The organism is Oculatella sp. FACHB-28, from assembly GCF_014696015.1.
Classification (GTDB): Bacteria; Cyanobacteriota; Cyanobacteriia; order Elainellales; family Elainellaceae; genus JAAUTN01.
The window spans coordinates 20035-44415 of record NZ_JACJPJ010000052.1; the positions used below are offsets into that span (position 1 = coordinate 20035).

A 24381-nucleotide genomic window follows, 5' to 3' on the forward strand; every position below is an offset into this window, starting at 1 on the left:
ACTAAAATACGTCCGCAGGGTCAGCAGAACGAAGCTTGTTCATGGCGATCGCCCCCGAAATCACACACATCACCAGCGTCAGGATAAATACTTGCAATGCAATACCCGCCCGCATCGTTAGCGGAATCTTAGTCAAATAAGTGAGCAACCCATACATCCAGTAAGAGGTGATGTAACCCGGAACAAACCCCAAAACTGCCAGAATCACTGCCTCCTGAAGCACTACAGCCAGCAGCGAAACATCTGAGTAGCCCATCGCTTTGAGCGTTGCATACTCAGGCAAATGATCACTCACATCGGTGTAGAGTACCTGATATACAATCACCACACCCACCACAAACCCGATCGCCGCTCCAAAGTTAAGAATCTTCCCCTCCGGAAAAGAAGCCCGGAATGCCTGCTCTGACTGCATCAACTCCTCACGAGTCATCACCTTCACTGCTGGCGGCAAGGTACTTTGCAAGCGAGTTCGCACCGTCTCCAGATCGGCTCCCGCCTCCAAAAACAAACTGCCTACATTCACCTGCTGGAGACTATCCTGACCATTGCGCTGAGCAAGATTCCAGTCACTCATGATCACATGCCCCTTATCAAACATGGTGCTGCCCAGGCTAAATAGCCCCACCACATGAGTTCGGCGTTTACTCATCACCGTACTCACTACACCTTGCTGGCTCAATAGGTCTGGTACAGGGCCAAGCTGGTCCTGTGAAAGGCGGTCAAACAAAACACTACCGGGCGCATTCAGCAAATCAAGCTGCTGGTTTACCTCAGGCATATCAAATACCGGACGAGCCGGATTAAACGCCAGAATTCTAACGGTACTGGGGAAGAAGTCGATCTCTGAACTCGCCTCTTCCGTTCTGTCCGCTGAAGGATTCTGTAGATCTTCGGGATTTACCCATTCTGCAGAACTGATATAAAGCGGATTGGCAGCCGCAACGCCAGTCACTGCATCTGCTTGATAGAGATAAATGCGCGAAAAGCTACCAAAGCTAATAGTTGGCGTATAAGCAGACACCAAAAACAAATCACCTGCTAGATTCTCTGGTACCAGCGTGACTCCATCAAACAACAGTGCCCGCAATCCCAACTGGGTAAAGATGAGAATGTTAGAGAACGCCACTCCTGTCATCGCAACGAGCAATCGCGCCTTTTGATGAGATAACTGTGCCCACCCTAAGGGTTTGTTGATCTGAAGCCATTCAAGAGAAGATTTAAGAAAACGTTTCATAGAACAATCACTTATGACTCATTGACTAGAGCAGCTTCTCTAAAAAAACTGTGCAAGCACTATCGTTGTATCGCTCGATTGGATAAAAGCCGAGACGCTGATAAAGCTTGATGGCTGGGGCTTGTTTGTACTCATCAACAGTATCTAACCTAACTTTTGTGTAATCATTCCGTTTAGCAAAATCCAGCAGCATGTAACTCATCTTGGTTCCCCATCCCTGTCCTCGGTAGGGGTTAAGGAACCACATACGTTTGAGTTCACAAATATCGCCACTGGTGTCGCTACTTAAATAACGAATCGCCCCGCAGCCAACAACCGTTTCACCATCAAGTAGAACCAGGAAAATTCCTCGATTGTCGAAGTAGTGCGATCGCACCTGATCAATATCCGAGAGATTGTCATGCCGCCGAATCACTTCCTCAGGGACCTGAAAAATCTCCTGACATACCGCCAAAATGACTTGCTTAACATCCTCAATTTGATGCGGTTGAATCGGTTTAATTTCAATCATTTCTGTTTGCGTCAAGCCTCAATATCAACTCTTAACATCAGCTTTCAACATCGATCTCAACCCGAACCTGCATATTCGTTAAGTCAGCAACCCTGACGCTATCCTCTGGACTGATCCGAATTTTCACTTCCACAACGCGAGTTGTCTCATCCGTCGTGGGGTCAGAGGAATTGCTCAAAAGAGTACGCGCCCCAATTTGTAAACCAATGTGATCAACAGTGCCCTGAATCCCTCCTTCAAAGCCGCCATATTCACTTGTGATAGTGGCACTTTGCCCGAGTTGGACTTTAGTAATCTCAGTTTCGTAAACTTCGGCGATCGCATACATCTCATCCGTTTGCCCCAATTCCACGATGCCCTGCTCTGTGTTGACCTGTTCCCCTACGCGTGTGTTAATTCGCAAAATCTGACCCGCTACTGGCACTCTGACCTGCGTATCTTCCAGGTCAGCCTGCCTTTGCTCGACTGCAATTAAAGCCTTATCCAGTTCAGCTTGAGCCACCTGCACATCCACCGGGCGAACCTCTTGCAGCATCGCCAGATTTTCCTGCTCCTGCCGAATCTGTTCCCGCAGGGTCGCCAAGGTGGTGTCTAGTTCAGCCCGTCTTTGAGACAGTGCCGCTTGCCTCGTTTCAAATTCCTCACGCGCCAGTTCCAATTCCTCAATGCTAGCCGCCCCTTCCTGCTGAAGCGATTGGTTGCGCCGATAGTTCAATTCTGCCCGCCGCAGTTCGGCTTCGGCACTGGCGATCGCCGCCCGCCGCTCATCTACCTCGGTACGAAGCTGCGCCTCCAGTCGCGCAATGTTTGCTCGCTGCGCCGCAATTTCTGCATTTTTGGCATCTCCAGACTGCGTTTGAGCTAGCAATGCCTGGTAATATTCGACGTTTTTCTGGGCTTCCTCTAAGTCCCGCTGCCGTCGCTCCTGCCCTTGCAAAATGGCGATTACCTGATTTGCTTCAACGCGATCGCCCTCTTCCACCAGGATTTGATTCACCCGGCTATCTTGAGCATTAGGCACAGAGAGTTTGATCACTTCCCCTTTGGGAGCCAAACGACCTAACGCGACAACGGTGGCGATCGGTGCAACCTCAGCTGTAGTATCAGCGGGAGGCTGTTCTGCCTGCAAAAAACCACAAGCCGTACAAGCTGAAACCATACCAAAAACGACCGCATGAGCAGCGTAGCGACCCAATGCTGGAAGCAGGGAAGGAAAATGAACCATAGCCCGACAGCAGTTTCAGCAAAACTTTCTTAAACCAGTTGACTTGATCCCAAGGAAATTTGCCCTCCCCCGCCCGGTCATTTCACTGGTGGATTGAATTTGACCTGAAGAGCAATTTCAGTCTTCTTCAGACTCAGCGTCCCATATCATTGCATCCAAAGTTTGATGCTGGGTACGCCGTGACTGGCGACGATATTTTTTGCTTTCCAGGCGAGGTTCGTAATAGCTCTCGCCTTTCTGGTTAATTTTCAGCTTCATGCTAGAGTCCTGATCAGTTTTTTGCTGAAGCTGAGTTTGACGGGCGATTGCCTCTTCCAAAAACACCAAATAATGCTCGTAGCGTTCCCAGTCGCCCCGCACAGCGCAGTTTGGCTCATCTCGGTGCAGACAGTTACTAAATTGGCAAGTCGCTTCTGCTAACCGCTGTCGCGCTTCTGGGAAAAAGTCTGCCAATTCCACAGGCGCACAGTCCAAATCTGGCTGGTTGAAACCGGGCGTATCAGCTAACAGACCGCCACCCGGCAATTCAAATAGCTCGACGTGCCGCGTTGTATGACGACCACGTCCCAACTTCCCGGAAACTGAACCCACCCGCAAATCTACGTCTGGAATTAGCTGGTTGATTAAACTCGATTTACCTACTCCTGAGGGACCGGAGATGACCGTAATTTTTTGTTTAAGCTGAGTTTGCAGGTTGTCCAACCCCATTTGATGCTGGGTGCTGAGCATCTGAGGCTGATAGCCCCATTGTTGAAGGCGATCGCGCCACTCTGCTTGCATTTCAGCACTCACCAAGTCACTCTTATTCAAACCCAGACAAACTTCTAGCCCAGTTGACTCAGCTTTAATCAAGAAGCGACTAAGCTGAAGCGGCTCTGGGTTAGGGTCTGCCAGGGCAAATACCAGCAGAATTTGATCTGCATTGGCGATCGGTGGACGATCGAGTTCACTGTCGCGGGGAAATACCTGGGCGATCGCCCCTCTTCCCCCAGCCCAATCAGGTTCCTCGACCTGGACGCGATCGCCCACCCAAACCTGCTGCCCAATTTTTTTCAGGCGCGATCGCCGCGTACAGAGCAGCGATTTGTCGCCCAACTGCACCCAATAGTAATTGGCCTGAACTGCCAGGACTGTGCCTACCAGATCTTCAGAACTTGCAATCACCGAGTCGTTCTCGGATTTCTGAGCGTTAGGCTGCTGGTCTAACTCAGCACTCATCACTCAACACTCAGAACTCTTCTCGCTGGGTCGTCGCACTCGAATTGCGAAAAACCCTGCCCGTTCCTCAACTTGCTCAATTCCATAGCCCTCCATCGTCAGGCTATCAGGAACCTGCTCCATCGGCTCTCCTGGGTCTAGCCAGACTTCTAGTAAAGCGCCTGGAGCCATCTTTTCCAGCCGAAGTTTTGTCTTGACAAAATTAATCGGACAGGGCGTTCCCCTCAAATCCAGTTGAGCATCGGGCAGATGCTCAGCAGTAGATGCTGCACTACTCATCCTCGAAACAGCCCCCCTAGAAAGCCTTCAATGCCACCTCCTTTACCAAGGCGATCGCCCCGAATCTTAGCTAGCTTCTCTAATAGCTCACGCTCTTCAGTAGTCAACCGCGTTGGGATATCAATCTGGATAGTGATTAGATGATCCCCACGGCTAACCGGATTGCCTAAGCGGGGTACACCTTGATTTTCCTGGGTGAGCACTGTTCCAGGTTGGGTGCCAGGGGCAATGGTCAGCTCAGTGGGTCCATCTACCGTATTCACCTCTATCTGACAGCCTAGAATTGCCTGTAAATAGCTAATCTTGATCTCCGAGAGAATGTTAATGCCATCGCGCTGAAACTCGGCATCTTCATTCACGAACAGGTAAACATACAGATCGCCCGGTGGTCCACCTCGCTGCCCCGCATCCCCTTCCGAAGAAACGCGCAGCCGCGTGCCATTATCAACCCCAGCCGGAATCGTAATTTTTAGCTTTTTGGCTTCCTGCTTCTGCCCACTGCCGCCGCAAATCTCGCACTTCTCCTCAATCACCTGCCCTGCACCATTGCAGGTCGGGCAAACTGAGACTTGAGTAAAGCTGCCAAAGGGCGTTCTGGTGGCACGACGCACTTGTCCTGAGCCGGTGCAGGTCGGACAAGCTCTAGGACGAGTACCCGGCTTTGCCCCTGAGCCGCTACAGTTCGTGCAGGTTTCCAGATGGCTAATGCGAATTTCTTTTTCGCCGCCAAAAACAGCTTCACGAAAATCAAGCTTTAGGTCGAGCCGCAAATCATCCCCTCTGACCGGGCCGCCGCGACGACGACCGCCACCGCCGCCTGGTTGCCCGCCCATACCGCCAGAGAAGCCACTAAAAAAGCTTTCAAAAATGTCGGCAAAACCGCCCAAATCGCCGAAGTCCTGAAAGCCGGCTCCCGCTGCAGAGCCAACTCCTGCTTCACCGAATCGATCGTAACGGGCACGAGTTTCAGGTTCAGAAAGCACTTCATAGGCTCGGTTGATTTCCTTGAAGCGCTCCTCGGCACCATCTTCCTTGTTGACATCAGGGTGATACTTGCGCGCTAAACGTCGGTAAGCACGCTTGATCTCCTCTTTGTCTGAATCACGGGAGACACCGAGCATTTCATAATAATCACGAGCCATAGGAGACTGCTTGCTTAGATAGAAGGGCTTTAGGTTTGAAAATTAGGAAACTCACTAGGGCTAGGATAGCTTACACCCTACACCCCCTATTTAATACCCTAGCACTCTAGGCTAATCGACTGCCTCGTAATCAGCAGTTACCGTGTCATCGTTTTCAAAACCGTATCCAAACTCTTCCTCTAGCGTTGAGCTAACGTTGCCGTTATCTTCTGCAATGGAAGTCTCGTCTGAATAGTCATAATCTGGATCATCCTGGTTGATCTGCTGATACACTGACGCGCCAATTGCAAACAGGGCTTGCTGGAGAGCATCTAGCCGTTGCTTCATCGCTTCAACGGAAATGGAGCGGTCAGCGACCGCCGCCCGCAGTTCAGCCACTCGCCCATTTGCCTCTGCTTTAAGACCATCAGTAATAAACTGAGCATTATCCCTGAGCGTTGTCTCCCAGCTATAGAACAGCCCATCTGCCTGATTCCGCAATTCCACCAGTTGCTTGCGACGCAGATCATCCTCTGCGTTAATCTCCGCATCTAGCTTCATTTGCTCGATCTCAGATGGGGTTAGTCCACCTGTGTTGGTAATTCGCACGCTTTGCTCTCGCCCGGTGCCCTTATCTCTAGCTGCCACCTGAAGAATGCCATTTGCGTCAATTTCAAACGACACCTCAATCTGAGGCACTCCTCTAGGTGCAGGCGGAATGCCCGCTAGCTGAAATTTACCCAAACTTTTATTGTCTTTTGCTAAAGCTCGTTCTCCTTGCAAAACATGGATTTCGACCGAAGTTTGACCATCGGTCGCGGTCGAGAATGTCTGCGTCTTGCTTGTAGGAATAGTCGTATTTCGTTCAATGATTCGGGTAAATACTTCACCTAGCGTTTCAATGCCTAGAGACAACGGTGTTACGTCAAGCAGAAGCAAATCCTTGACTTCGCCAGCCAAGACACCTGCTTGCACTGCTGCACCTAACGCCACAGCCTCATCGGGGTTAACTGAGCGATCAGGAGTTTTGCCATTAAAATACTGGCGAATTGCGTCCTGAACCGCCGGAATTCGGGTAGAACCTCCAACCAGAATAATCCGATCGATATCCTCACCGGTCAGGTCGGCATCCTTGAGTGCTTGATTGACTGGCTCGATCGTGCTGAGTACCAGGTGATTGACTAATTCCTCAAACTTAGCGCGAGTTAGCTCCATTTCTAGATGCTTGGGACCCGTTTCATCCGCTGTGATGAACGGCAAATTGATTGAGGTCGTCAGCATGTTAGAAAGCTCAATTTTGGCTTTCTCAGCCGCTTCTCTCAGACGCTGAAGCGCCATTTTATCAATCGACAGATCGATGCCTTCATTTTCTCTAAAGCTATCGATCATCCAGCGCACCAAGGCATTATCAAAATCATCACCGCCTAAGTGATTGTTGCCTGAAGTCGCCTTGACCTCAAACACACCATCCCCTAGCTGTAAGACTGAAACGTCAAAGGTGCCGCCTCCGAGGTCAAAAACCAGTACGGTTTGATCCTGGTCTTGCTTATCGAGACCGTAAGATAATGCAGCGGCCGTCGGCTCATTAATAATTCGTAATACTTCTAGCCCTGCGATCGTTCCAGCATCTTTAGTGGCTTGTCGCTGAGCATCCGTAAAGTATGCAGGAACCGTAATCACAGCTTGAGTGGGAGGTTCACCCAGATAATTTTCAGCATCCTGCTTGAGCTTTTGCAGGATCATGGCTGAGATCTCTTGGGGAGTGTAGGTGCGACCCCGAATCTGCACGTCTACCGTGTCATCCTTACCTTTGATACAGGTGTAGGAAACTCGAGTTCGCTCAGTTTCGGTATCATCCCAACGCCGACCAATAAATCGCTTGATGCTGAAAACAGTATTTTCGGCATTCGTTACAGCTTGTCGCTTTGCTAGCTGCCCCACCAGCCGCTCACCCGTTTTGGCAAAGCCAACAATGCTGGGAGTTGTCCGCCCTCCTTCGGAGTTGGAGATGACGATCGGTTGACCGCCCTCCAAGACAGCAACACAGCTATTTGTCGTGCCCAGGTCAATACCAATGACTTTTCCCATAATTAGCGGCTGTGAACGTGTTCAAGTGAATGAGTACAAAATGTAGATGAATTGAACTCATTTCTAACAGAGTATTCCGCAATTTTTCGGGAATCTGATCAGCTTAGCCTAAATTTTATGGGCAACCCCTTAGCAAAGCGACAGCTATAACCGTAGAAACAACACGCACCTCATCAAGAACTTGTAAATAAAGTACGCGTCTACTGAGATTCCCTTAACCGTCAGTCTCGCCCTGATATGCTTCATCCGAAGTTATCACGGGTTCTGGGGCGGTAGCAACTTTAACCATCGCATGGCGTAAAACTCGCTCACCCAGGAGGTAACCTCGTACTAACTCCTCGATCACAGTGCCCTCAGCATGTTCGTCTGTTGCTTCTCGCATGACAGCTTCATGCAGATTGGGGTCAAATTCTTTGCCTTCAGAACGCATAGGCGCTACGCCAACCCGCTTGAGACAATCAACCAGCTGCTTGTAAACGCTCTGGTAGCTCTTGTGGATATTCATCTCCTGATCAGTTTGCGGCTTGATCTGCGATCGCGCCCGCTCAAAGTTATCGACCACTGGCAGCAACTCGACGATCGTGGAGCATTTGACCTGCTGCTCCAAGTCTTCCTTCTCTTTTTGAGTCCGCTTGCGGAAGTTGTCAAAATCAGCGGCAATCCGCATGTACTGCCCCGTGCGTTCTTCAACCTGAGCCTTTAAAGACTCGACTTGTTGAGTTAGCTCGGCGATCGCTCGACTGTCTACCTCAGCTTCTACAGGCTGAACCTCTGGCTCAGCTTCTACAGGTTCAGCTTCAGCTTCGATCACTTGCCCCACAGACTCCGGGTCCGCAGTTGAATACTCTGAAGCGACCTCTTGACTATTTTGTACCGTTGCCTCATCGGGCATTGTTTCACTCTCCACTTGCTGTACATCCTCTGAGGTATCAGCCTCTGACCCTTGAACGTTCTCTAGCTGCTTTTCTTCCTCAATCATTGTCTACTATATCCAGAACCTAGAACTGAATTTCTCGTGGGCTATTTCCAATTAAACCGAATCCGTTGTCAAAACTTTGCTAATTTGTTGTCTTGATTTGGGAAAGGTCTTCAATGGATACGAGTTCATCTATGGATGATTCTAACGATTAAGCGAATTGGACAATGCTTTTTAACCCAGAGCGTTTGGGTAGAGAGCCAAATTTGGTCGTACAGGCTATTATCGTGAACACAAAGTTTAGCTATTTAACCCCATCCAACCGAGTACTACTCTATCGCAACCCGATACGGACAAATCTCTGGTAGTTTCCGACTAGCCTCTTCAGGTTTCATCGCACTATGATTCTTTCATGGAGTTCTTTGAAAAGTGCGACGCTTCCAAGGCCTAGCAAATTTCTCACGCAGCCTTAATTAACTTTAGCTGCGAGTCGATTATCCTCATAAACGCTCTGGTAACAATCCTGAGACCCTCTTGTAAGGAGACTTTCTGCATCAGCTATGGCTAATTCCCCGTCACAGCGCCGTGCCCTAATCGTCCAGCATAATTTTTCGCCCTTTAGTAACAAACTGATTCAGTCGGGCTACATCAACAACGAGCAGATGCAGCAAGCTCTAGTTGAAAGCCGTAAGTCAGGCAGACCCCTGACCGAAGTGCTGGAGATGATTACAGGGCAGCAGCTTCCGCCGGACTTGTTACGCCAATACAAGAAGCAGCAGCTATTTGAACTTAAAATTCTCTACGGCGTTGAGTCTCTCGACCCGGAAATCAACCAGATTTCCTCAAATCAAGTAAGCCTGCTGATTGACACGCTGATTCCAGTTGATTTTTGCCGTCGCCATCGGTTGGTGCCCGTGTCTAAGCAGGAGGGAGACTTGCCCTATGTCCTCGTGGCAATGGTTGATCCAGACAATCTAGATGCACAGGACGACTTGAATCGACTGTTGAGACCCAAAGGGTTGGGGCTTCGGCGGATGGTGATTACCGCAGAAGATTATCAGCGCATCATCAATCATTATCTTGACGAGCAACAAGAGCGGGAAAAGCAGCGTGAACAGGAATCGAAGGTAGATGTTAAAGCAGACCTGGAGGTTCTAGACTACTTAGACCTACAAGAAGCACCAGGCGATCTAGATGCAAACCTAGATGAGGCTCTGCAAGATGCAGAGGCGGCTCCAGTCATTGCTCTGGTCAACAAAATCATGGTCAAAGCTCTGCAGGAGGGGGTTTCTGATATTCATATCGAGCCTCAGGAAGAGTCTTTGCGGGTACGCTTTCGTAAGGATGGTGTACTGCGACAAGCGTTTGATCCCCTACCCAAAAAAATTGTGGCTGCGGTGACAGCCCGTTTCAAAGTCATCGCTGAGCTAGATATCGCTGAGCGTCGCCTGCCCCAAGATGGTAGAATTCGGCGGATTTTTGATAATCGCAAAATTGATTTTCGGGTTAGCACACTGCCTAGCCGCTACGGAGAGAAAGTCGTTCTGCGAATTCTAGACAACTCTGCGACTCAGCTTGGTCTAGACAAACTGATTACTGACCCAGATACCTTGCAGATTATGCAGGAGATGGTTGCTCGTCCATTTGGGTTGATTCTGGTCACTGGCCCAACCGGATCAGGTAAAACCACGACGCTATATTCAGCGCTGGCAGAGCGAAATGACCCCGGCGTCAATATCAGTACAGTTGAAGACCCAATTGAATATACACTGCCAGGACTGACTCAGGTTCAGGTCTTGCGGGAGAAGGGCGTAGATTTTGCTTCAGTGCTGCGGGCATTTTTGCGACAAGACCCAGATGTGATTCTGGTAGGTGAGACGCGAGACAAGGAGACGGCGAAGACGGCGATCGAAGCTGCTTTAACAGGACACCTTGTCTTAACAACGCTACATACGAACGATGCAGCCAGTGCGATCGCCCGTCTAGACGAGATGGGTATTGAACCCTTCATGGTCTCCAGTTCTCTGATTGGGGTACTGGCCCAGCGTCTAGTTCGTCGAGTATGTAGCGAATGCCGCATTCCATACAACCCATCCCACGAAGAACTGGCTCGGTTTGGACTTTCTGTCAGCCACGACGCTGAAATTACGTTTTATAAAGCCAACTTTTTGCAAGCAGAAGAAATTCTGCTTGCAAGAGAAGCAGGAGAACTTTGCTCAGCCTGCGGCGGCATTGGCTACAAAGGTCGCTGTGGGGTTTATGAGGTGATGCGCGTTACCGAGCGACTACAAACCATGATTACCGAGGGTGCGCCCACCGAACGCATCAAGGAAGTAGCGGTCGAAGAAGGCATGAAAACGCTGCTGTCCTACAGTTTGAACCTGGTACGTCAAGGGTCTACGACGCTGGATGAGGTTGAGCGGGTTACATTCACCGATACAGGCTTAGAAGCAGAGCTAAAAGCTAAGCGTAAGAGTTCATTGACCTGTCGAGTCTGCGGTGCTGAGCATCGTCCAGAATGGTTAGACTGTCCCTACTGTACGACTCCCCGTTTCCAGGATTAGAAGTTTTTCCTGGAGTATGTATCATCCAAATCATTGTTCAGCTTGAAGCATCGTCAGCGATGAAAGCCGCTAACCCTGCATCACCAAATTTAAAGGAGAAAAACAAATGGAGTTAATGATCGAAGATTTGATGGAGCAGTTGATTGAGATGGGTGGATCGGACCTTCACCTCTCTGCTGGGTTGCCGCCATACTTCCGCATCAGTGGTCATCTAACTCCGATTGGAGATGAACCACTGACCTCTGAACAGTGCCAGCGACTGATCTTCAGTATGCTCAACAATACTCAGCGGAAAAATTTAGAGCAAAACTGGGAACTCGACTGTTCCTACGGGGTAAAGGGATTGGCTCGTTTTCGCGTAAACGTTTACAAAGATCGAGGAACCTACGCCGCCTGTTTGCGGGCGCTCAGCTCCAAAATTCCTAGCTTTGAGAAGCTTGGGTTGCCAGATGTAGTGCGTGAAATGGCAGAAAAGCCAAGAGGCTTGATTCTGGTGACTGGTCCTACTGGCTCTGGTAAGACAACAACGCTGGCAGCGATGATCGACCTGATCAATCGGACTCGCGCAGAACACATTCTAACGATTGAAGACCCCATTGAATTTGTCTACGAACCGATCAAGAGTCTGATCCACCAGCGGCAGTTGGGCGAAGACACCAAGAGTTTTTCTAACGCGCTAAGAGCTGCTTTGCGGGAAGACCCGGACATTGTCTTGGTTGGAGAGATGCGTGACCTGGAAACCATTTCTCTGGCTATCTCCGCTGCTGAAACTGGACACCTCGTCTTTGCGACTCTGCACACCAGTTCGGCGTCCCAAACCGTTGACCGCATGGTCGACGTGTTTCCTTCGGAGCGACAGCAGCAGGTCAGGGTTCAGCTTTCTAACTCCTTGGTAGCGGTGTTTAGCCAGACTTTGGTGTCGAGAAAAAATCCCAAGCCAAACGAGTTTGGGCGGGTCATGGCCCAGGAAATCATGATTGTGACTCCGGCGATCGCCAACTTGATTCGAGAGGGCAAAACCGCTCAAATCTACTCAGCAATTCAAACGGGCGGTAAGTTGGGAATGCAAACGCTTGAAAGAGTTTTGGCAGATCAATATAAAGCGGGGCTGATTTCCTTTGAATCCGCTATGTCTAGAACCTCTCGACCAGACGAGTTGCAACGCTTGATTGGCGGTACTGGTGCGCCAATCCCAACTAAGCCAAATAACTATGCGGGTGCTAACCCCAGATAACCTGGCAACGTGCCAGGATTGTTAGACCTCTCCAGGGATTGAGCCTGCACCTCAGAGACAATCCTGGCACCGGAAACCAATCTTTACTAGGGTGACAAAATTGGCTTGAATCCGGGTAAACTCCCCATTATTCCCTTTTTGTCCTCTTCTCTTCACACCCCCTTACTTACTCAGACGGTGAGACATGCCTACCTACGTTGTTCGCGCACGAGACGCTAAAGGAAACCCAAGACGGCAAAAAATTATGGCAGACACTCCCGCTGAAGCGCGTTCTACGCTGCGGGAGCAGGGCTTGTTTGTTCAAGAACTGACTGAAGATCAGGGCTTGAACATGAACGTTGATCTGAGCCAGCTTCAAACTGCCTTAACCAACGTTTCAATCAAGGACAAAGCAATTTTTTCTCGTCAGTTTGCAGTGTTGATTAATGCTGGCGTGGCAATGGTGAGAGGGCTAGGCGTGTTGTCTGATCAGTGCCCTAATCCAAAACTTAAGAAAGCGTTGCAAGAAATTAGCTCAGACGTGCAGCAGGGTACTAACCTTTCAGACTCGATGCGAAAGCACCCTAAATGTTTTGACAATCTCTATGTCAGCATGGTGCAGGCTGGAGAAGTGGGGGGGGTGTTGGATGAAGTCATGAATCGTCTGGCAAAGTTGCTAGAGGACGTTTCTCGGCTGCAAAACCAGATTAAGTCTGCACTAACTTATCCAATCGCAGTAGGAGTGATTGCGATCTCCGTCTTTATTGGGATGACTGTCTTCCTGCTACCTATTTTTGCGGGCATCTTCGATGAGCTAGACGCAGAGCTGCCTATATTTACTCAGGTCATGCTTCAGATCAGCGCCTTCTTAAGAACGCCCACCTACGTGATTGGTCTAATCATTATTCTGGTCGTGTTAGCGTTTGCCTATCGGCAGTACTACAGTACTCGGGTTGGACGGGAAACGATGGATCGGTTTTTCTTAAAGATGCCTCTGTTTGGTGATTTGATCCAGAAAACTGCCACTGCTCGTTTCTGCCGTACCTTTGGTGCTTTATCTCGATCTGGAGTTCCCATTCTGACGGCTCTGGAAATTGTGCGGGATACCGCAGGAAATCAGGTGATTGCAAACGCAGTTGATGAAGCAAAACGGGAAGTACAGTCTGGTGGCATGATCAGTCTGGCACTGCAGAAAGAGCAGGTCTTTCCAGTCATGGCAATTCAGATGATCAGTATCGGTGAAGAAACTGGAGAAATCGATACGATGCTGATGAAGGTGGCAGACTTCTACGAGGATGAAGTAGAGCAAGCCGTCAAAGCGTTGACCAGCATTATGGAACCGATCATGATCGTGGTCTTGGGCGGCATGGTAGGTTCAATTCTGGTTGCGATGTACTTACCGATGTTTAAGGTAATGGACGCAATCAACTAATTCATCAAACCATGACTCGACAATCTCACTACGAAGAGTCTCTGGCGGACTATAGTGACCACTTGGGGGCGATCGCCCTACTCAAGCGATTTCGCCCCTATCTGGAAATGATCCCCAGTATGCGCCGCCCCAGCGAGAGCGTGATTACGATTCCGCTTCCCATCGTTCGGATTCGGGATGCAGCACCTGCAATCAGTGCAACAGAAGTCAGCATTGCAGCCGGACAAATGGTTCGGCTGCCCTGTGACGTTGGTATTTTGATGTGCGATCCAGAGTGGAAGATCAAGACGGGCGTAGAAATTTTTGTTTTTATCCATCGCCCTCAAGAAGATTTTTCAGAGCTACTGGGTCGTTGGAGACAAACTCAAATTTGGCTCGACAAAGGATATGAGTGGATGATGCCTCCTCGCCATCGACACATTCTGAGTGAGGGAGCTGATGAAACGCATCCGCTGTTTGTTACGTTCCCAGAAACTCCAGACCGCATCAGACGCGGTCTGCGTGGTGCTAGTCTGCCCTATGTGACAGAAAGCATTTATTCCGTTGAAGAAGAGCAGCAAGAGTCGTTAGAGACATTGGCGAATGATGAGGGATGAGTTAACTTTTGCCGCTGATTAATGCTTTAAAAGCGGTTCGTTCTTCTATGCTGCCGACTCCAAGCAGGCGATCGCCCTCCAACAGCAGCGTGTCTGCACCAGGATAACGGTTTACCTCCCTGCCACGCCGAATTGCCATGATCGTCACACCAGTCTTGTGCCGAATGTCAGCTTCTGCTAGCGTTAACCCATTCAAGGGAGAACTTGGCATTAATGTATGCCATTCCCCTTGAAGCCCTTCCATTGCAGTTTCTAAGTCAGTTACGACCAGTTCCGTTCGTTCGGGCACAATGTCGCGATAGCGCCTAGAGCGATAGGTATTAATTACTTTCAGAACCTGGTTAGGCTGACTGCCTAAATTAAGCAACAGATGCGCTCCCATTTCTAAAGCCGCCTCGAACTCAGGCTGAACGACCTCTTGCGCTCCGAGTTGGTAGAGTACGTCAATCTCTTGGTTAACGTGCGCTCTCACAATCGTGTCCAGATCGGGAGCCAAGCTTAGCACCCGCTTGAGTGTCAGCCGGGTGGCTAGGGGATCGGGTAGGGCGATCGCTAATGCCTTTGCCTTAGGTAGATACGCCTTTTGCAACACCAGCTCACTGGATGCATCTCCGTAAAGGTAAGGAATATCCTGATCTCGCAAAGCTTGAGCAGTCGCCTCATTGTTGTCAATCACCAAAACATGATGCCCTTGAGAATTCAGGAGCCGCACGAGTGTTTGCCCAACCCTGCCATAACCTGCCACCACGATGTGGTTAGAGATGCCTGCGTCAACCGCAATGGCACGAGGAGCTTGACTGTCGCGCAACATTGAGCCAACCAGCGGCAATCTTTCTAGAGTGCTGAAAAGATAAGGAGATGCTTTGAGAAAAAATGGCGTAACCAGGAGTGTTACAGCGGTTGTGCCAACAGTCAGTCCATAGAGTCGGGGCGAAAACAAATCTAGACTTTGGGCAACTCCTGCCAGAACAAAGGAAAATTCTCCAATTTGGTTAATCCCTAGTCCTACCGTGAGTGATGTTTTAAGAGAATAGCCGAACAGCCGGACAACACCAGTCACAATCAAGGCTTTGCCAATCATGGCGATCGCCACCAACCCCAGCAGCACCCAAATATTTTCCAGTAAAAACAGGGGATCAATCAGCAAGCCAATCGAGGCAAAAAATAGCGTCGAAAACACATCGCGCATCGGCAAAACTTTATCTAGCGCCTGGTCTGCGTATTCAACCGCTGAAATCATCAGCCCTGCTACGAAAGCGCCCATTGCGATCCCCAAACCCAACACTGAAGTTAGCAGCGCTACGCCCAGGCAAAGAGTAAAAATCGTCAGAATGAACACTTCCTGGGAGCCCGTTCTGACCACCCGCCGCATAATCAGCGGAATCAGCCATATTCCCACAACTAGTGCTATGGCTATAAAAAATAAAGATTTCACCAAGGCGCTGATCAGTTCACCGCCGATCGCCTCTGGCGGTTGAGTTAAAGCAGGCAAAACGGCCAGCATAAGCCCTAAACCTAAATCCTGGGCAATCAGCATTGCCAGCATGACCTGCCCGTAGGCTGTCTGCACCTCGTTTCGCTCAATCAAGCTTTTTAGCACGACTGCCGTCGAGGAGAGAGAAAGCACGGCTCCCAGAAAAATGGCAGTCGGAACGGTATCTACCCAACCTGTTGCATAGGCTAATCCACCTCCTAACAACGTGGTCAGTAGAATTTGAATTGAGCCGCCCCCTAGAGCAATGTGTCGAAACCGCAGCAAGTCTGCCAGAGAAAATTCTACTCCCAGAGTAAAAAGCAGCAGTGCGACTCCGACCTCAGATAAAACTGCGATGTCGCCTTCTAACCTGACCAGCCCAAAACCTGCTGGTCCAACGACAATTCCACTCAGCAGATAGCCCAACAGTACAGGCTGATGAAGTCGGTTGGCTAAGTATCCTCCCAGCGTTGCAGTTCCAAGAACCGTAACCATCTCAACAATCAGCGTCAGTTCTTGAGCCATATTAGTTTTTCTCGATTAACTGAAGACTTTTTTCAGCAGGTCGAGTTTGCCTGCATAGGGTGGATATAAAATTTTGAGCCCAAACCAAAAGGATTTTTGCAGAATGCTTTTGTGATGGGAAAAGGTATCGAAACTGGACTTGCCATGATAGCTGCCAATTCCGCTATCGCCGACGCCACCAAAGGGAAGTTCTGGAACGCCAATATGCATGATCGTGTCATTGATGCAAACGCCACCAGAGGAGGTTTCTTGAAGCACTCGCTGCTGTAGCTGTTTGTCACGCGAAAAGAGATAGAGCGCCAGAGGTTTGGATTTGCTGTTGATCAGGGCGATCGCCTCGCCGATATCTTCATACTCAATCACTGGCAGAATTGGCCCAAAAATTTCCTCTTGCATCACCGGATCATCGGGTGAGATCTGATCTATCAAAGTTGGCGCAATGTAACGCTCCTGCTCATTTGTTTTACCCCCTATCAGAATCTTGCCACTCTGCAGAAGGTTTGCTAATCGCGAAAACTGCTTGGGGCTTACAATCCTGGCGTAGTCTGGACTCTTAGCCGGATCTTCTCCATAAAATTCTTGAATGCAAGTTTGAATCGCGGTCAGCAGGGCAGGTTTAACCTGGCGATCAACCAGCAGATAATCGGGTGCAACGCAGGTTTGACCCGCATTGATAAACTTGCCCCAGGCAATCCGTCTGGCAGCATCCTCTAGGGAAATGTTGCGATCGACAATACAAGGACTTTTGCCGCCTAGCTCTAGTGTTATAGGAGTCAGATGTTGAGCCGCCGCAGCCATGACAATTTTGCCGATCGCCGTACCGCCTGTGAAGAAGATGTGGTCAAACTTTTCTGCTAAAACAGCTTTGCTGACCTCTACACCGCCTTCTACAACGCTGACATAGGCAGGGTCAAAGGTTTTTTGGATGATTTCTGCGACTAGCCGAGAGGTGCTTGGGGCAATTTCAGATGGCTTTAGCAGGGCACAGTTGCCAGCGGCGATCGCACCCACCAGCGGCGAAATCATCAGTTGAAACGGATAGTTCCAGGGTCCGAGAATCAGTACAACCCCCAAAGGTTCTGGCAAAATCTTTGCCACCGCAGGAAACTGCGTAAACGGTGCGGCTACTCTCTTGGGCTTAACCCAAGTGCGAATATGCTTTAAGGCATAATCAATTTCTTGCGTTACGCCAATTTCAGTGGCAAACGTTTCAAACTCCGGTTTTCCCAGATCTTCTGCAAGGGCGATCAAAATGGCAGCCTGGTGATCGATGACTGCCTGCTTCAAGGCTTGAAGTTGAGCGATGCGAAAGTCAACGGATTTTGTCTTGCCGCTGTTAAAAAACTGTCGCTGCTGCTGCACAAGTTCGTGAACCTGACTGGTCGCTAACTGCACCATGCTGCCTCAACCTACTTCAAAAAGGGGAATCGCCTTAATTGTGACAGGTTCCACCAAAATTTTGGTAGGTAGACAAAGCGGATCTGTTCTAGAGATGAGTCGGCAACTCCACCGTAAACAGACTACCCTTGCCCAACTGAGATTCAACCTCAATGGTGCCCCGGTGCGCTTTGATAATTTGGCAGGAAAGATGTAGCCCCAGTCCACTACCCGATCGCTTGTGGTTGCCGTGGCGGAACGGCTCAAACAAAGAGGTGTGATACTCTGGCGAAATTCCTGGGCCAGTATCTTCGACTTCTACCTTGACCCAAGATTCAGCAGATTGGTCTGCCTTTACGTGAACGGTGGTGCTGAGTCGAACGGTGACTGAGCCAGTGTCCGTAAACTTGACCGCGTTGCCGACTAAATTGGTAAAAACACGGTGTAGTTCCAGGCGATCGCCCCGCAACTCAATCAGCTTATCATCGTCGGCAAGATTCGTTTGTAGAGCCAGTCCCTTATCGAGGGCGATCGGCATCAGCCCTTGCACAACTTCCTTAAGCAGTTGGCGCACGTCGATCGGGGTCAGGCTAAGCGTCTTCCGTCCTGCCTCATAGCAATAAACCTGAAGCAAGGTATTGACCATATCGAGCAGATTTTGATTGCTGCGCTCCATGGTCGCTAGTGCCTCTAGGACCTCAAGAGACAACTCGCCCAACGCCCCCTGCTGCAGCAACGACATCATCCGGTCCGCCGCCACAAGTGGAGTCCGCAGATCATGGGTAAGACGCGAGACAAAATCTTCACGCTGACGGGCAATTTGGTCTCGCTCATCAACACTGTGCTTGAGTCGCAGCAGCGATCGCACCCGTGCTAACAGTTCATCAAACTCAACGGGCTTACGAATAAAATCATCCGCACCAATATCCAACCCTTGCGACACACGGGGTTGGTCATGAGCCGTAATCAGTAAAATTGGAATAAACGGCAGCTTAGCGTTTTTACGGATCCGCTGTGTTACCTCAAAGCCATCCATTCCTGGCATCATCACGTCTAGCAGCAGCAGATCGGGTGGAGACGCATTAATGTAAGCGAGAGCATCGCTGCCATTGTTGAGAACGTCGATCTTATATCCCTCTTCCTCCAAAATTGCTTGAATTAAAAACGTGTTGTCGGGCGAATCGTCTACAACGAGAACGCGATCAACTTTGGAAGATCTACCAAATAGGGGCGAGTAGTCCATGAAAATTATTACTTAGTCACGATATATAGAAAGAACGACTGTCAAGAGCTTTTTTGAAGATCTTCTCACCCCACCCCGCTTTTTGCCTCCTACCAACGAAGTATTCTTCAGATTTTCTTTAGTATTTTTACTTACCCTACTTCCCCAGAACAGCCTCTTTACGTCAAGACCATGAATCCTGCTCAGTGTTTTTACAGCGTTTCTACAAAAATAAGCTACAGATGGAAGGGCAGTGACGCGGGGTGCCCCTCCATCTGTAGCTCTAATATTTAAAGGTGGTATTAGAGAATCTGTTGGACACGGCTTAAGTAAAGGTTTCTAGCAGAAACGCAATTGTAGGAACATTTTAGGTTTTGAAACAGGTCGCTATTCATAGCATTGGTTGCAAATCTTGATATGAAACGCTTCACCTGTCCTGGCTTACTCTTATCTTTGAGAAAATTTGGGGTTCAGGTTTCCCTAACTATGGCATTGGCGCTAGCACTCTCCATTGCTGGAGCAAAATCTGGGTCAGTATTGGCGGTCGAGCCATCTGACAATGCAGAGGCGATCGCTACTCGCATGTACGACTTACAGCAGTCGAGCCAACGTTGGATTCAGGTTGACTTGTCTACACAGCGCTTGATTGCTTGGGAGGGCGGCAATCCGGTGCGGGCGGTGATTGTCTCAACGGGCAGAGACGCAACCCCTACTCTGACCGGCACATTTGAAATCCAGTCGATGCATCGCGTTGCACGAATGCAGGGAGATGACTACAACATTCCCGATGTGCCCTTTGTGATGTACTACTCCGGTAACTATGGAATTCATGGTGCCTACTGGCACAATCAGTTTGGCGTGCCGATGAGCCACGGTTGTGTCAATGTTGCAGTCGATCATGCGGAGTGGTTGTTTAGTTGGGCAGAGATGGGCACCCCAGTTGTAGTGCATGAGTGATTGAAGTTTACGAGTAACTCAGGGCGATCGCACTTCTCCTCTGACCACAGCGCTATCACCCTGAAACTCGACTGTGCTTAGATCCAGTCCTTCTTGCTGAAGCTTCTGGTTAATTTGCTGCTCGATCTGTTCTCTTGAGACTCCAAACAGGCTTTGGAGTTGGTCGAGCGTTAGCCTCAGATCGCCCACGCGAATAACCGTATCCTCACTCAACAACAAGCGCCCCTGCTCAAAGCTGGGTTGTCCTTCAATGCCAAGGTAAATCTCTCGGTCTGCTAGAGCAGGAAAGGTTTGGGAAAGCCGCTCCAATAAAGCTCGTTCTGTGGGGTTGAGTTGCTCCGTTGGAATCTCAGACAGATTAACCACGGCTCCACTTTGCACCTGACCGTTTTGAATGGTCGTATTAATGTCTCTGGTTCCTTCCAAGACAGGACGGTAGTTGGGATTGGTGGCGATCGCTCCCACAACTAACTGATTAATATCTGTTGCATTGAGTTCACCATCAATGCGGGTGATTCCACTGCTACTAGTTGTGGTTATTCCTCGAATGATTCTATCTCTGGCGATCGTGCTTTCCGTTGCGTCTAGATTAGTTGCTTGTTTCTGACTGTCATACCACTCCGGTAGCTGTGTTGCTTGCTGCCAAGAGAGGGAAATTGCTGCAAGCGCTCCCAAACCAACTCCTAAGAGAATTGCAAAAACAATAAATCCAACTTTTTTCACGACTGCCCCAACATTCGCCCACTCAAACTGTTTGCAGCACTATAGCGAATTCATTTAGAGCATGGGGCGAATGGAGCGATCGCAAAGCAAAGTTTTGGCTTAAAAATTGTGAGTTAGAGCGATCGCAAATCTTAAGAAAGATTAAGTTGATTTAAGTTTCTACCTGTTTCATTTCGCCCCAAGAAGTTCTTTGGTATTCTGAGGAACATTCTTAAAAAATTAAGGAAGAGGTAAGAAACTTATGAAAACTTCAAAACATTTGGGACAATCCATCTCCATGGTTCTTCTATTCGCTCTAGCCAGCGTAGGAGTAATTGGCATTATCACCATGCAGAGTGGCGCTTTACCCTAGAAAAGAGCTGTTCTAAAAAAGCTGTGTGTTTATCATTAGATTTATTAAATCAGCTTTACTCAATCCAATTTGAAGGCACTTCTCAGGAAGTGCCTTTTTGCTGACGCTAATTTCGCCAAGATTCTGCAGTAGATGCCTTCGATCTGCCACGACTGCGACCGTCTGATAACACAGGGAAATAAGAATCGCTTAAAATTACTTAACAGAAAAGAGGATTCAAGCAATTTCTCGCTAATAAACTCCTGGCACGTTCAGCCTGTGCCACAAACAAAAATCAAATTGACACGACTTTCTAGGCTTACTTTCAATACTTAAAAACCTCTAGCAGCCTTGGGTTACACTTTGCCAACCATGTTACGAAAACGGCTGAAAGTTTAACCTGATCTTAAAGCCGTTGTAATAAGCTCAGACCGTGGGTATCTGTGCCACAAGTGCTGAATAGACTGTGGGTCTTGCTTAATAGCTCTATTTCTTGCGTTTGCTTTGGACTAGGTTTCCAGGGTTGAGGGTTGTTGTAAGCGTAGTATGTCTCCACCCCATCAATCCCCAGTCGGGCTGCTTCAGGTATCAGTTGGTGGTGCGATCGCCGATAGCGAGCCGGATGTGCTAACACTGCCAGACCACCCGCCGCTTGAATGGCGTGGATGACTTGCTCCGCCTGGTAGTGATCTCCGGTGCTAGACTCTCGTTTTAGATAAGGCTGAAGTGCTGAGTGAGTTGGATCAAACGCATAACCAAGGATGTGTACCTCGGTTTCTAATAGTCCAGCGTTAATTTCTACGCCCGTCCAGAGGCGAGGCACAGTACCGACCTGAGCTAATTCGGGCGTGTACCACTGTAGCCACTCTTGCGCAGCATAGTAGCCCTTGACCGTGTGGTGATCGGTGATTGCTAGTCCTTTTAGACCGAGAGCGATCGCCTGTTCCATCAACCGCTCAGGCTGCAACCTGCCATCTGAGCAGACAGTGTGCATGTGGAAGTTGTATAAACGTGGGCAGCTCTCTAGGGTGATCGTGTCAAAGACGCGCTTTAGTGCTGGTGCATCCTGCGCTGCTATCTGAGCGGAAGCCTGAGCAAGATTGGCAGCCATATAGGTCTTAAAAATTTACACTCGTCTTCTACTATACCCAAATGGACTCTTTAACTGCCTTGCCTTTCTAGCAGGGCGACCGTGTAAGCAGCAATTCCTTCCTCTCGCCCAACGGGTCCTAACTTTTCATTGGTAGTAGCCTTGATCCCAATCTGGTCGGGGGCAAGTTTTAGGACTTTGGCAAGGCGATCGCGCATTGCCTGAATGTGCGGCTTGAGTTTCGGACGTTCTGCCACAATCACCGAATCTAGATTGCTCACCTGCCACCCCCGCTCCTGAATCAACTGGTTGACCTGCGCCAGTAGCAATAAGCTATCGGCACCTGCCCATTGGGGATCAGTTGGGGGAAAATAATGCCCAATATCACCCAGGCTTAGTGCTCCCAGCATCGCATCCATGATCGCGTGAGTCAGCACATCTGCGTCGCTGTGACCTAGCAGTCCTAATTCATGAGAAATTTTGATGCCGCCTAAGATCAGGGGGCGATCGCTAACCAACCGATGAATGTCGTAACCATTTCCAATCCGAAGATTAACTGACACTGAAACACTCCTAAAATCAAGCCTTAGCTTTTCGAGCAGACCAGGAGAAGACGGCTGCCCCTATAAGCAAAAGAACAAACGCAGCTAAGCCCATTACAAACTGGGGTTGAGGGGTGAAGGGCAAAGGCGTTTGAGGTTCGCCCAATGTCAACCAGGCAGAGGCAAATTCTTCTCCAGCTTTGAGTGTACTGGCTGTGTTCCAGTGAATTGTATCGGACTTGGTGTAGCTTTCAGTCTCAACGGCGATCGCCCGATGGTCACGCTGGTCAAGCTGCTGTTGGGCTGTTCTAATAGTTTGCAGATACGGCAGTCGCTCAGGATCACCTGACACCATGCCATAAACAATCGGCAGATCAGCTCCAAAGTCGCGCCGAGTTTGGGCAAATAGCCGAGCCAAATTTCTGTCGTAGCGAACTGCCCAGGGACGATAAAGGGCATCGCTTTCCCCTTGCATCCAGAAAAAACCTGCGACCTCTACCTCATAGCCTTGGTCTTTCAGGTCAGCGATCGCCATATTCGCCCGATCGCGCATGGCGCAGTAGAGCGTACAGTTTTGAGGCTGCCACTGTTCCCCTAGATCAGTACCATCAACCGCATATTTGACAATTGCAACGGATTGATAGAGCGACTCGGAGAGCGATCGCCCCAGCGAAACCTCCATGCCAAATCGAAGCTCCAGATATTTGCTGCTCCAGGGCAGTGGCTCGGTAGGTGGGCTGAGCGGTCGCCATCCATCAGAGCCGTACCACAATACCTGAAAGTTTGGCTGTTTTAGCTCTTGGGGCAGTTCCGTAAGTTCTCCCCGCCCTACCATGTTGCTTTGCCCAGCCAGAATAAAAAGCTTGATTGCTGCCATGGAGTCACTCTAGTCCACGCGGATCAGGGGAGGATTGGTTAAGCCAGCTTTCGTAGAGGTCAGGGCGGCGATCGCGGGTGCGTTGAATTTGCTGCTCTTTTCGCCAGCGATCGATCCCCGCATGATTGCCAGATAGCAGCACTTCTGGCACCCGCCAACCCCGAAACTCAGGCGGGCGAGTGTATTGCGGATAATCTAACAGTCCAGCTTCAAAGCTTTCTGCCTTGAGCGATTCTACCTTGCCAACCGTGCCAGGTAGGAGGCGAATTACGCCATTCAGCAATGCCAGAGCGGGAATTTCACCGCAGGTGAGGACAAAATCTCCCAGCGAAACCTCACGCGTAACCAGGTGCAAAACGCGCTCATCTACGCCCTCATAGTGGCCGCAAATAATCACTAACTGGTCGTAGCCTGCCGCCAACTCCTGAAACATGGGCTGATTCATCGTCTTGCCTTGAGGAGTCATCAAAATCACTTCTCGTTGAGGCAAAACCGGAAGCGACTCAGCCGCCGCAAAAATTGGTTCTGGTTTCATCAACATTCCTACACCGCCACCATAGGGTTCGTCATCGACTCGTCGATGCTTGTCAGTGGTGAAGTCGCGAGGGTTCGTCAAATGTACTTCTGCAATCTGTTTTGCTAAAGCTTTGCCCAATAAGCCGGATTGCAGAGGGGAGGCAAAAAAGTCTGGGAATAGGGTAATGATGTCAAAGCGCACGGGTGTTGGGGATTAGGTTTGTGAGCGATCGCATCCATAAGGCGATCGCATTTGAACGCCACTAAGCAAACCAGAAGCGGTTTGGGGAAATGCCTGTCAAGTAACAAGATTCTCCAATTCAATCCGCCTCAGCAGTTTATATCTAAAT

21 protein-coding genes are annotated in these 24381 nt (G+C 49.6%); 5 read left to right on the forward strand and 16 right to left on the reverse strand.

The window, feature by feature from the left end:
• Position 1 precedes the first annotated feature (1 nt).
• The 8 genes from devC to grpE form a co-directional block, all read right to left on the reverse strand.
• Positions 2-1234 (reverse strand): ABC transporter permease DevC, encoded by a 1233-nt coding sequence (gene devC, locus H6F88_RS10660; RefSeq protein WP_190642732.1) that lies wholly within the window; start codon positions 1232-1234, stop codon positions 2-4.
• 25 nt (positions 1235-1259) lie between these two features.
• Entirely contained in the window at positions 1260-1745 is a 486-nt protein-coding gene (locus tag H6F88_RS10665) for a GNAT family N-acetyltransferase (RefSeq protein WP_190642733.1), read from the reverse strand.
• A 37-nt stretch (positions 1746-1782) separates the two neighbouring features.
• Positions 1783-2970, reverse strand: coding sequence for an HlyD family efflux transporter periplasmic adaptor subunit (locus H6F88_RS10670; RefSeq protein WP_190642734.1), 1188 nt, complete (start codon positions 2968-2970; stop codon positions 1783-1785).
• Positions 2971-3087: 117 nt separating this feature from the next.
• Positions 3088-4188 carry a small ribosomal subunit biogenesis GTPase RsgA gene (gene rsgA / locus H6F88_RS10675; RefSeq protein ID WP_190642735.1) on the reverse strand — a complete coding sequence of 367 codons (1101 nt, stop codon included), beginning with the start codon at positions 4186-4188 and terminating at the stop codon, positions 3088-3090.
• A 3-nt stretch (positions 4189-4191) separates the two neighbouring features.
• Positions 4192-4467 (reverse strand): sulfurtransferase TusA family protein, encoded by a 276-nt coding sequence (locus H6F88_RS10680; protein WP_190642736.1) that lies wholly within the window; start codon positions 4465-4467, stop codon positions 4192-4194.
• Positions 4464-5609: a molecular chaperone DnaJ gene (gene dnaJ / locus H6F88_RS10685; protein WP_190642737.1), complete on the reverse strand. Its 1146-nt coding sequence runs from the start codon at positions 5607-5609 to the stop codon at positions 4464-4466. The genes H6F88_RS10680 and dnaJ overlap by 4 nt, the downstream gene beginning before the upstream one ends.
• A 111-nt stretch (positions 5610-5720) precedes the next feature.
• Positions 5721-7676 carry a molecular chaperone DnaK gene (gene dnaK / locus H6F88_RS10690; RefSeq protein WP_190642738.1) on the reverse strand — a complete coding sequence of 652 codons (1956 nt, stop codon included), beginning with the start codon at positions 7674-7676 and terminating at the stop codon, positions 5721-5723.
• Between the two features lie 214 nt (positions 7677-7890).
• Positions 7891-8655, reverse strand: coding sequence for a nucleotide exchange factor GrpE (gene grpE / locus H6F88_RS10695; protein ID WP_190642739.1), 765 nt, complete (start codon positions 8653-8655; stop codon positions 7891-7893).
• A 497-nt stretch (positions 8656-9152) separates the two neighbouring features.
• Here grpE and H6F88_RS10700 point away from each other — a divergent pair, with 497 nt between their 5' ends.
• The 4 genes from H6F88_RS10700 (at position 9153) to H6F88_RS10715 (ending at position 14397) form a co-directional block, all read left to right on the forward strand.
• Positions 9153-11156, forward strand: coding sequence for a GspE/PulE family protein (locus tag H6F88_RS10700; RefSeq protein WP_190642740.1), 2004 nt, complete (start codon positions 9153-9155; stop codon positions 11154-11156).
• Between the two features lie 106 nt (positions 11157-11262).
• Positions 11263-12390, forward strand: a complete 1128-nt coding sequence (locus tag H6F88_RS10705) for a type IV pilus twitching motility protein PilT (RefSeq protein WP_190642741.1) — start codon at positions 11263-11265, stop codon at positions 12388-12390.
• 184 nt (positions 12391-12574) lie between these two features.
• On the forward strand, positions 12575-13801 hold the full coding sequence (locus H6F88_RS10710) for a type II secretion system F family protein (RefSeq protein ID WP_190642742.1): 1227 nt from the start codon (positions 12575-12577) through the stop codon (positions 13799-13801).
• An 11-nt stretch (positions 13802-13812) separates the two neighbouring features.
• Positions 13813-14397: a hypothetical protein gene (locus H6F88_RS10715; RefSeq protein ID WP_190642743.1), complete on the forward strand. Its 585-nt coding sequence runs from the start codon at positions 13813-13815 to the stop codon at positions 14395-14397.
• A gap of 1 nt (position 14398) precedes the next feature.
• On the opposite strand, the gene H6F88_RS10720 is transcribed toward H6F88_RS10715, so the two are convergent.
• The 3 genes from H6F88_RS10720 to H6F88_RS10730 form a co-directional block, all read right to left on the reverse strand.
• On the reverse strand, positions 14399-16396 hold the full coding sequence (locus H6F88_RS10720) for a cation:proton antiporter (RefSeq protein WP_190642744.1): 1998 nt from the start codon (positions 16394-16396) through the stop codon (positions 14399-14401).
• A gap of 15 nt (positions 16397-16411) precedes the next feature.
• Complete coding sequence (locus H6F88_RS10725) at positions 16412-17794, reverse strand: aldehyde dehydrogenase (protein ID WP_190642745.1); 1383 nt, start codon at positions 17792-17794, stop codon at positions 16412-16414.
• An 88-nt stretch (positions 17795-17882) separates the two neighbouring features.
• Positions 17883-19016 carry a hybrid sensor histidine kinase/response regulator gene (locus H6F88_RS10730; protein ID WP_190642746.1) on the reverse strand — a complete coding sequence of 378 codons (1134 nt, stop codon included), beginning with the start codon at positions 19014-19016 and terminating at the stop codon, positions 17883-17885.
• A gap of 465 nt (positions 19017-19481) precedes the next feature.
• On the opposite strand from H6F88_RS10730, the gene H6F88_RS10735 reads away from it, so the two are divergent.
• Entirely contained in the window at positions 19482-19952 is a 471-nt protein-coding gene (locus tag H6F88_RS10735) for a L,D-transpeptidase (RefSeq protein ID WP_190642747.1), read from the forward strand.
• Between the two features lie 18 nt (positions 19953-19970).
• Here H6F88_RS10735 and H6F88_RS10740 read toward each other — a convergent pair whose 3' ends face one another.
• The 5 genes from H6F88_RS10740 to trmD form a co-directional block, all read right to left on the reverse strand.
• Entirely contained in the window at positions 19971-20675 is a 705-nt protein-coding gene (locus H6F88_RS10740; RefSeq protein WP_190642748.1) for a hypothetical protein, read from the reverse strand.
• Positions 20676-21412: 737 nt separating this feature from the next.
• Complete coding sequence (locus H6F88_RS10745; protein WP_190642749.1) at positions 21413-22117, reverse strand: PHP domain-containing protein; 705 nt, start codon at positions 22115-22117, stop codon at positions 21413-21415.
• Positions 22118-22167: 50 nt separating this feature from the next.
• Entirely contained in the window at positions 22168-22659 is a 492-nt protein-coding gene (gene ispF, locus H6F88_RS10750) for a 2-C-methyl-D-erythritol 2,4-cyclodiphosphate synthase (RefSeq protein ID WP_190642750.1), read from the reverse strand.
• Positions 22660-22675: 16 nt separating this feature from the next.
• Entirely contained in the window at positions 22676-23515 is an 840-nt protein-coding gene (locus tag H6F88_RS10755; RefSeq protein WP_190642751.1) for a sialate O-acetylesterase, read from the reverse strand.
• A gap of 4 nt (positions 23516-23519) precedes the next feature.
• A complete protein-coding gene (trmD, locus tag H6F88_RS10760) occupies positions 23520-24233 on the reverse strand; it encodes a tRNA (guanosine(37)-N1)-methyltransferase TrmD (RefSeq protein WP_190642752.1) in 714 nt (237 codons plus the stop codon).
• Positions 24234-24381: the final 148 nt, after the last annotated feature.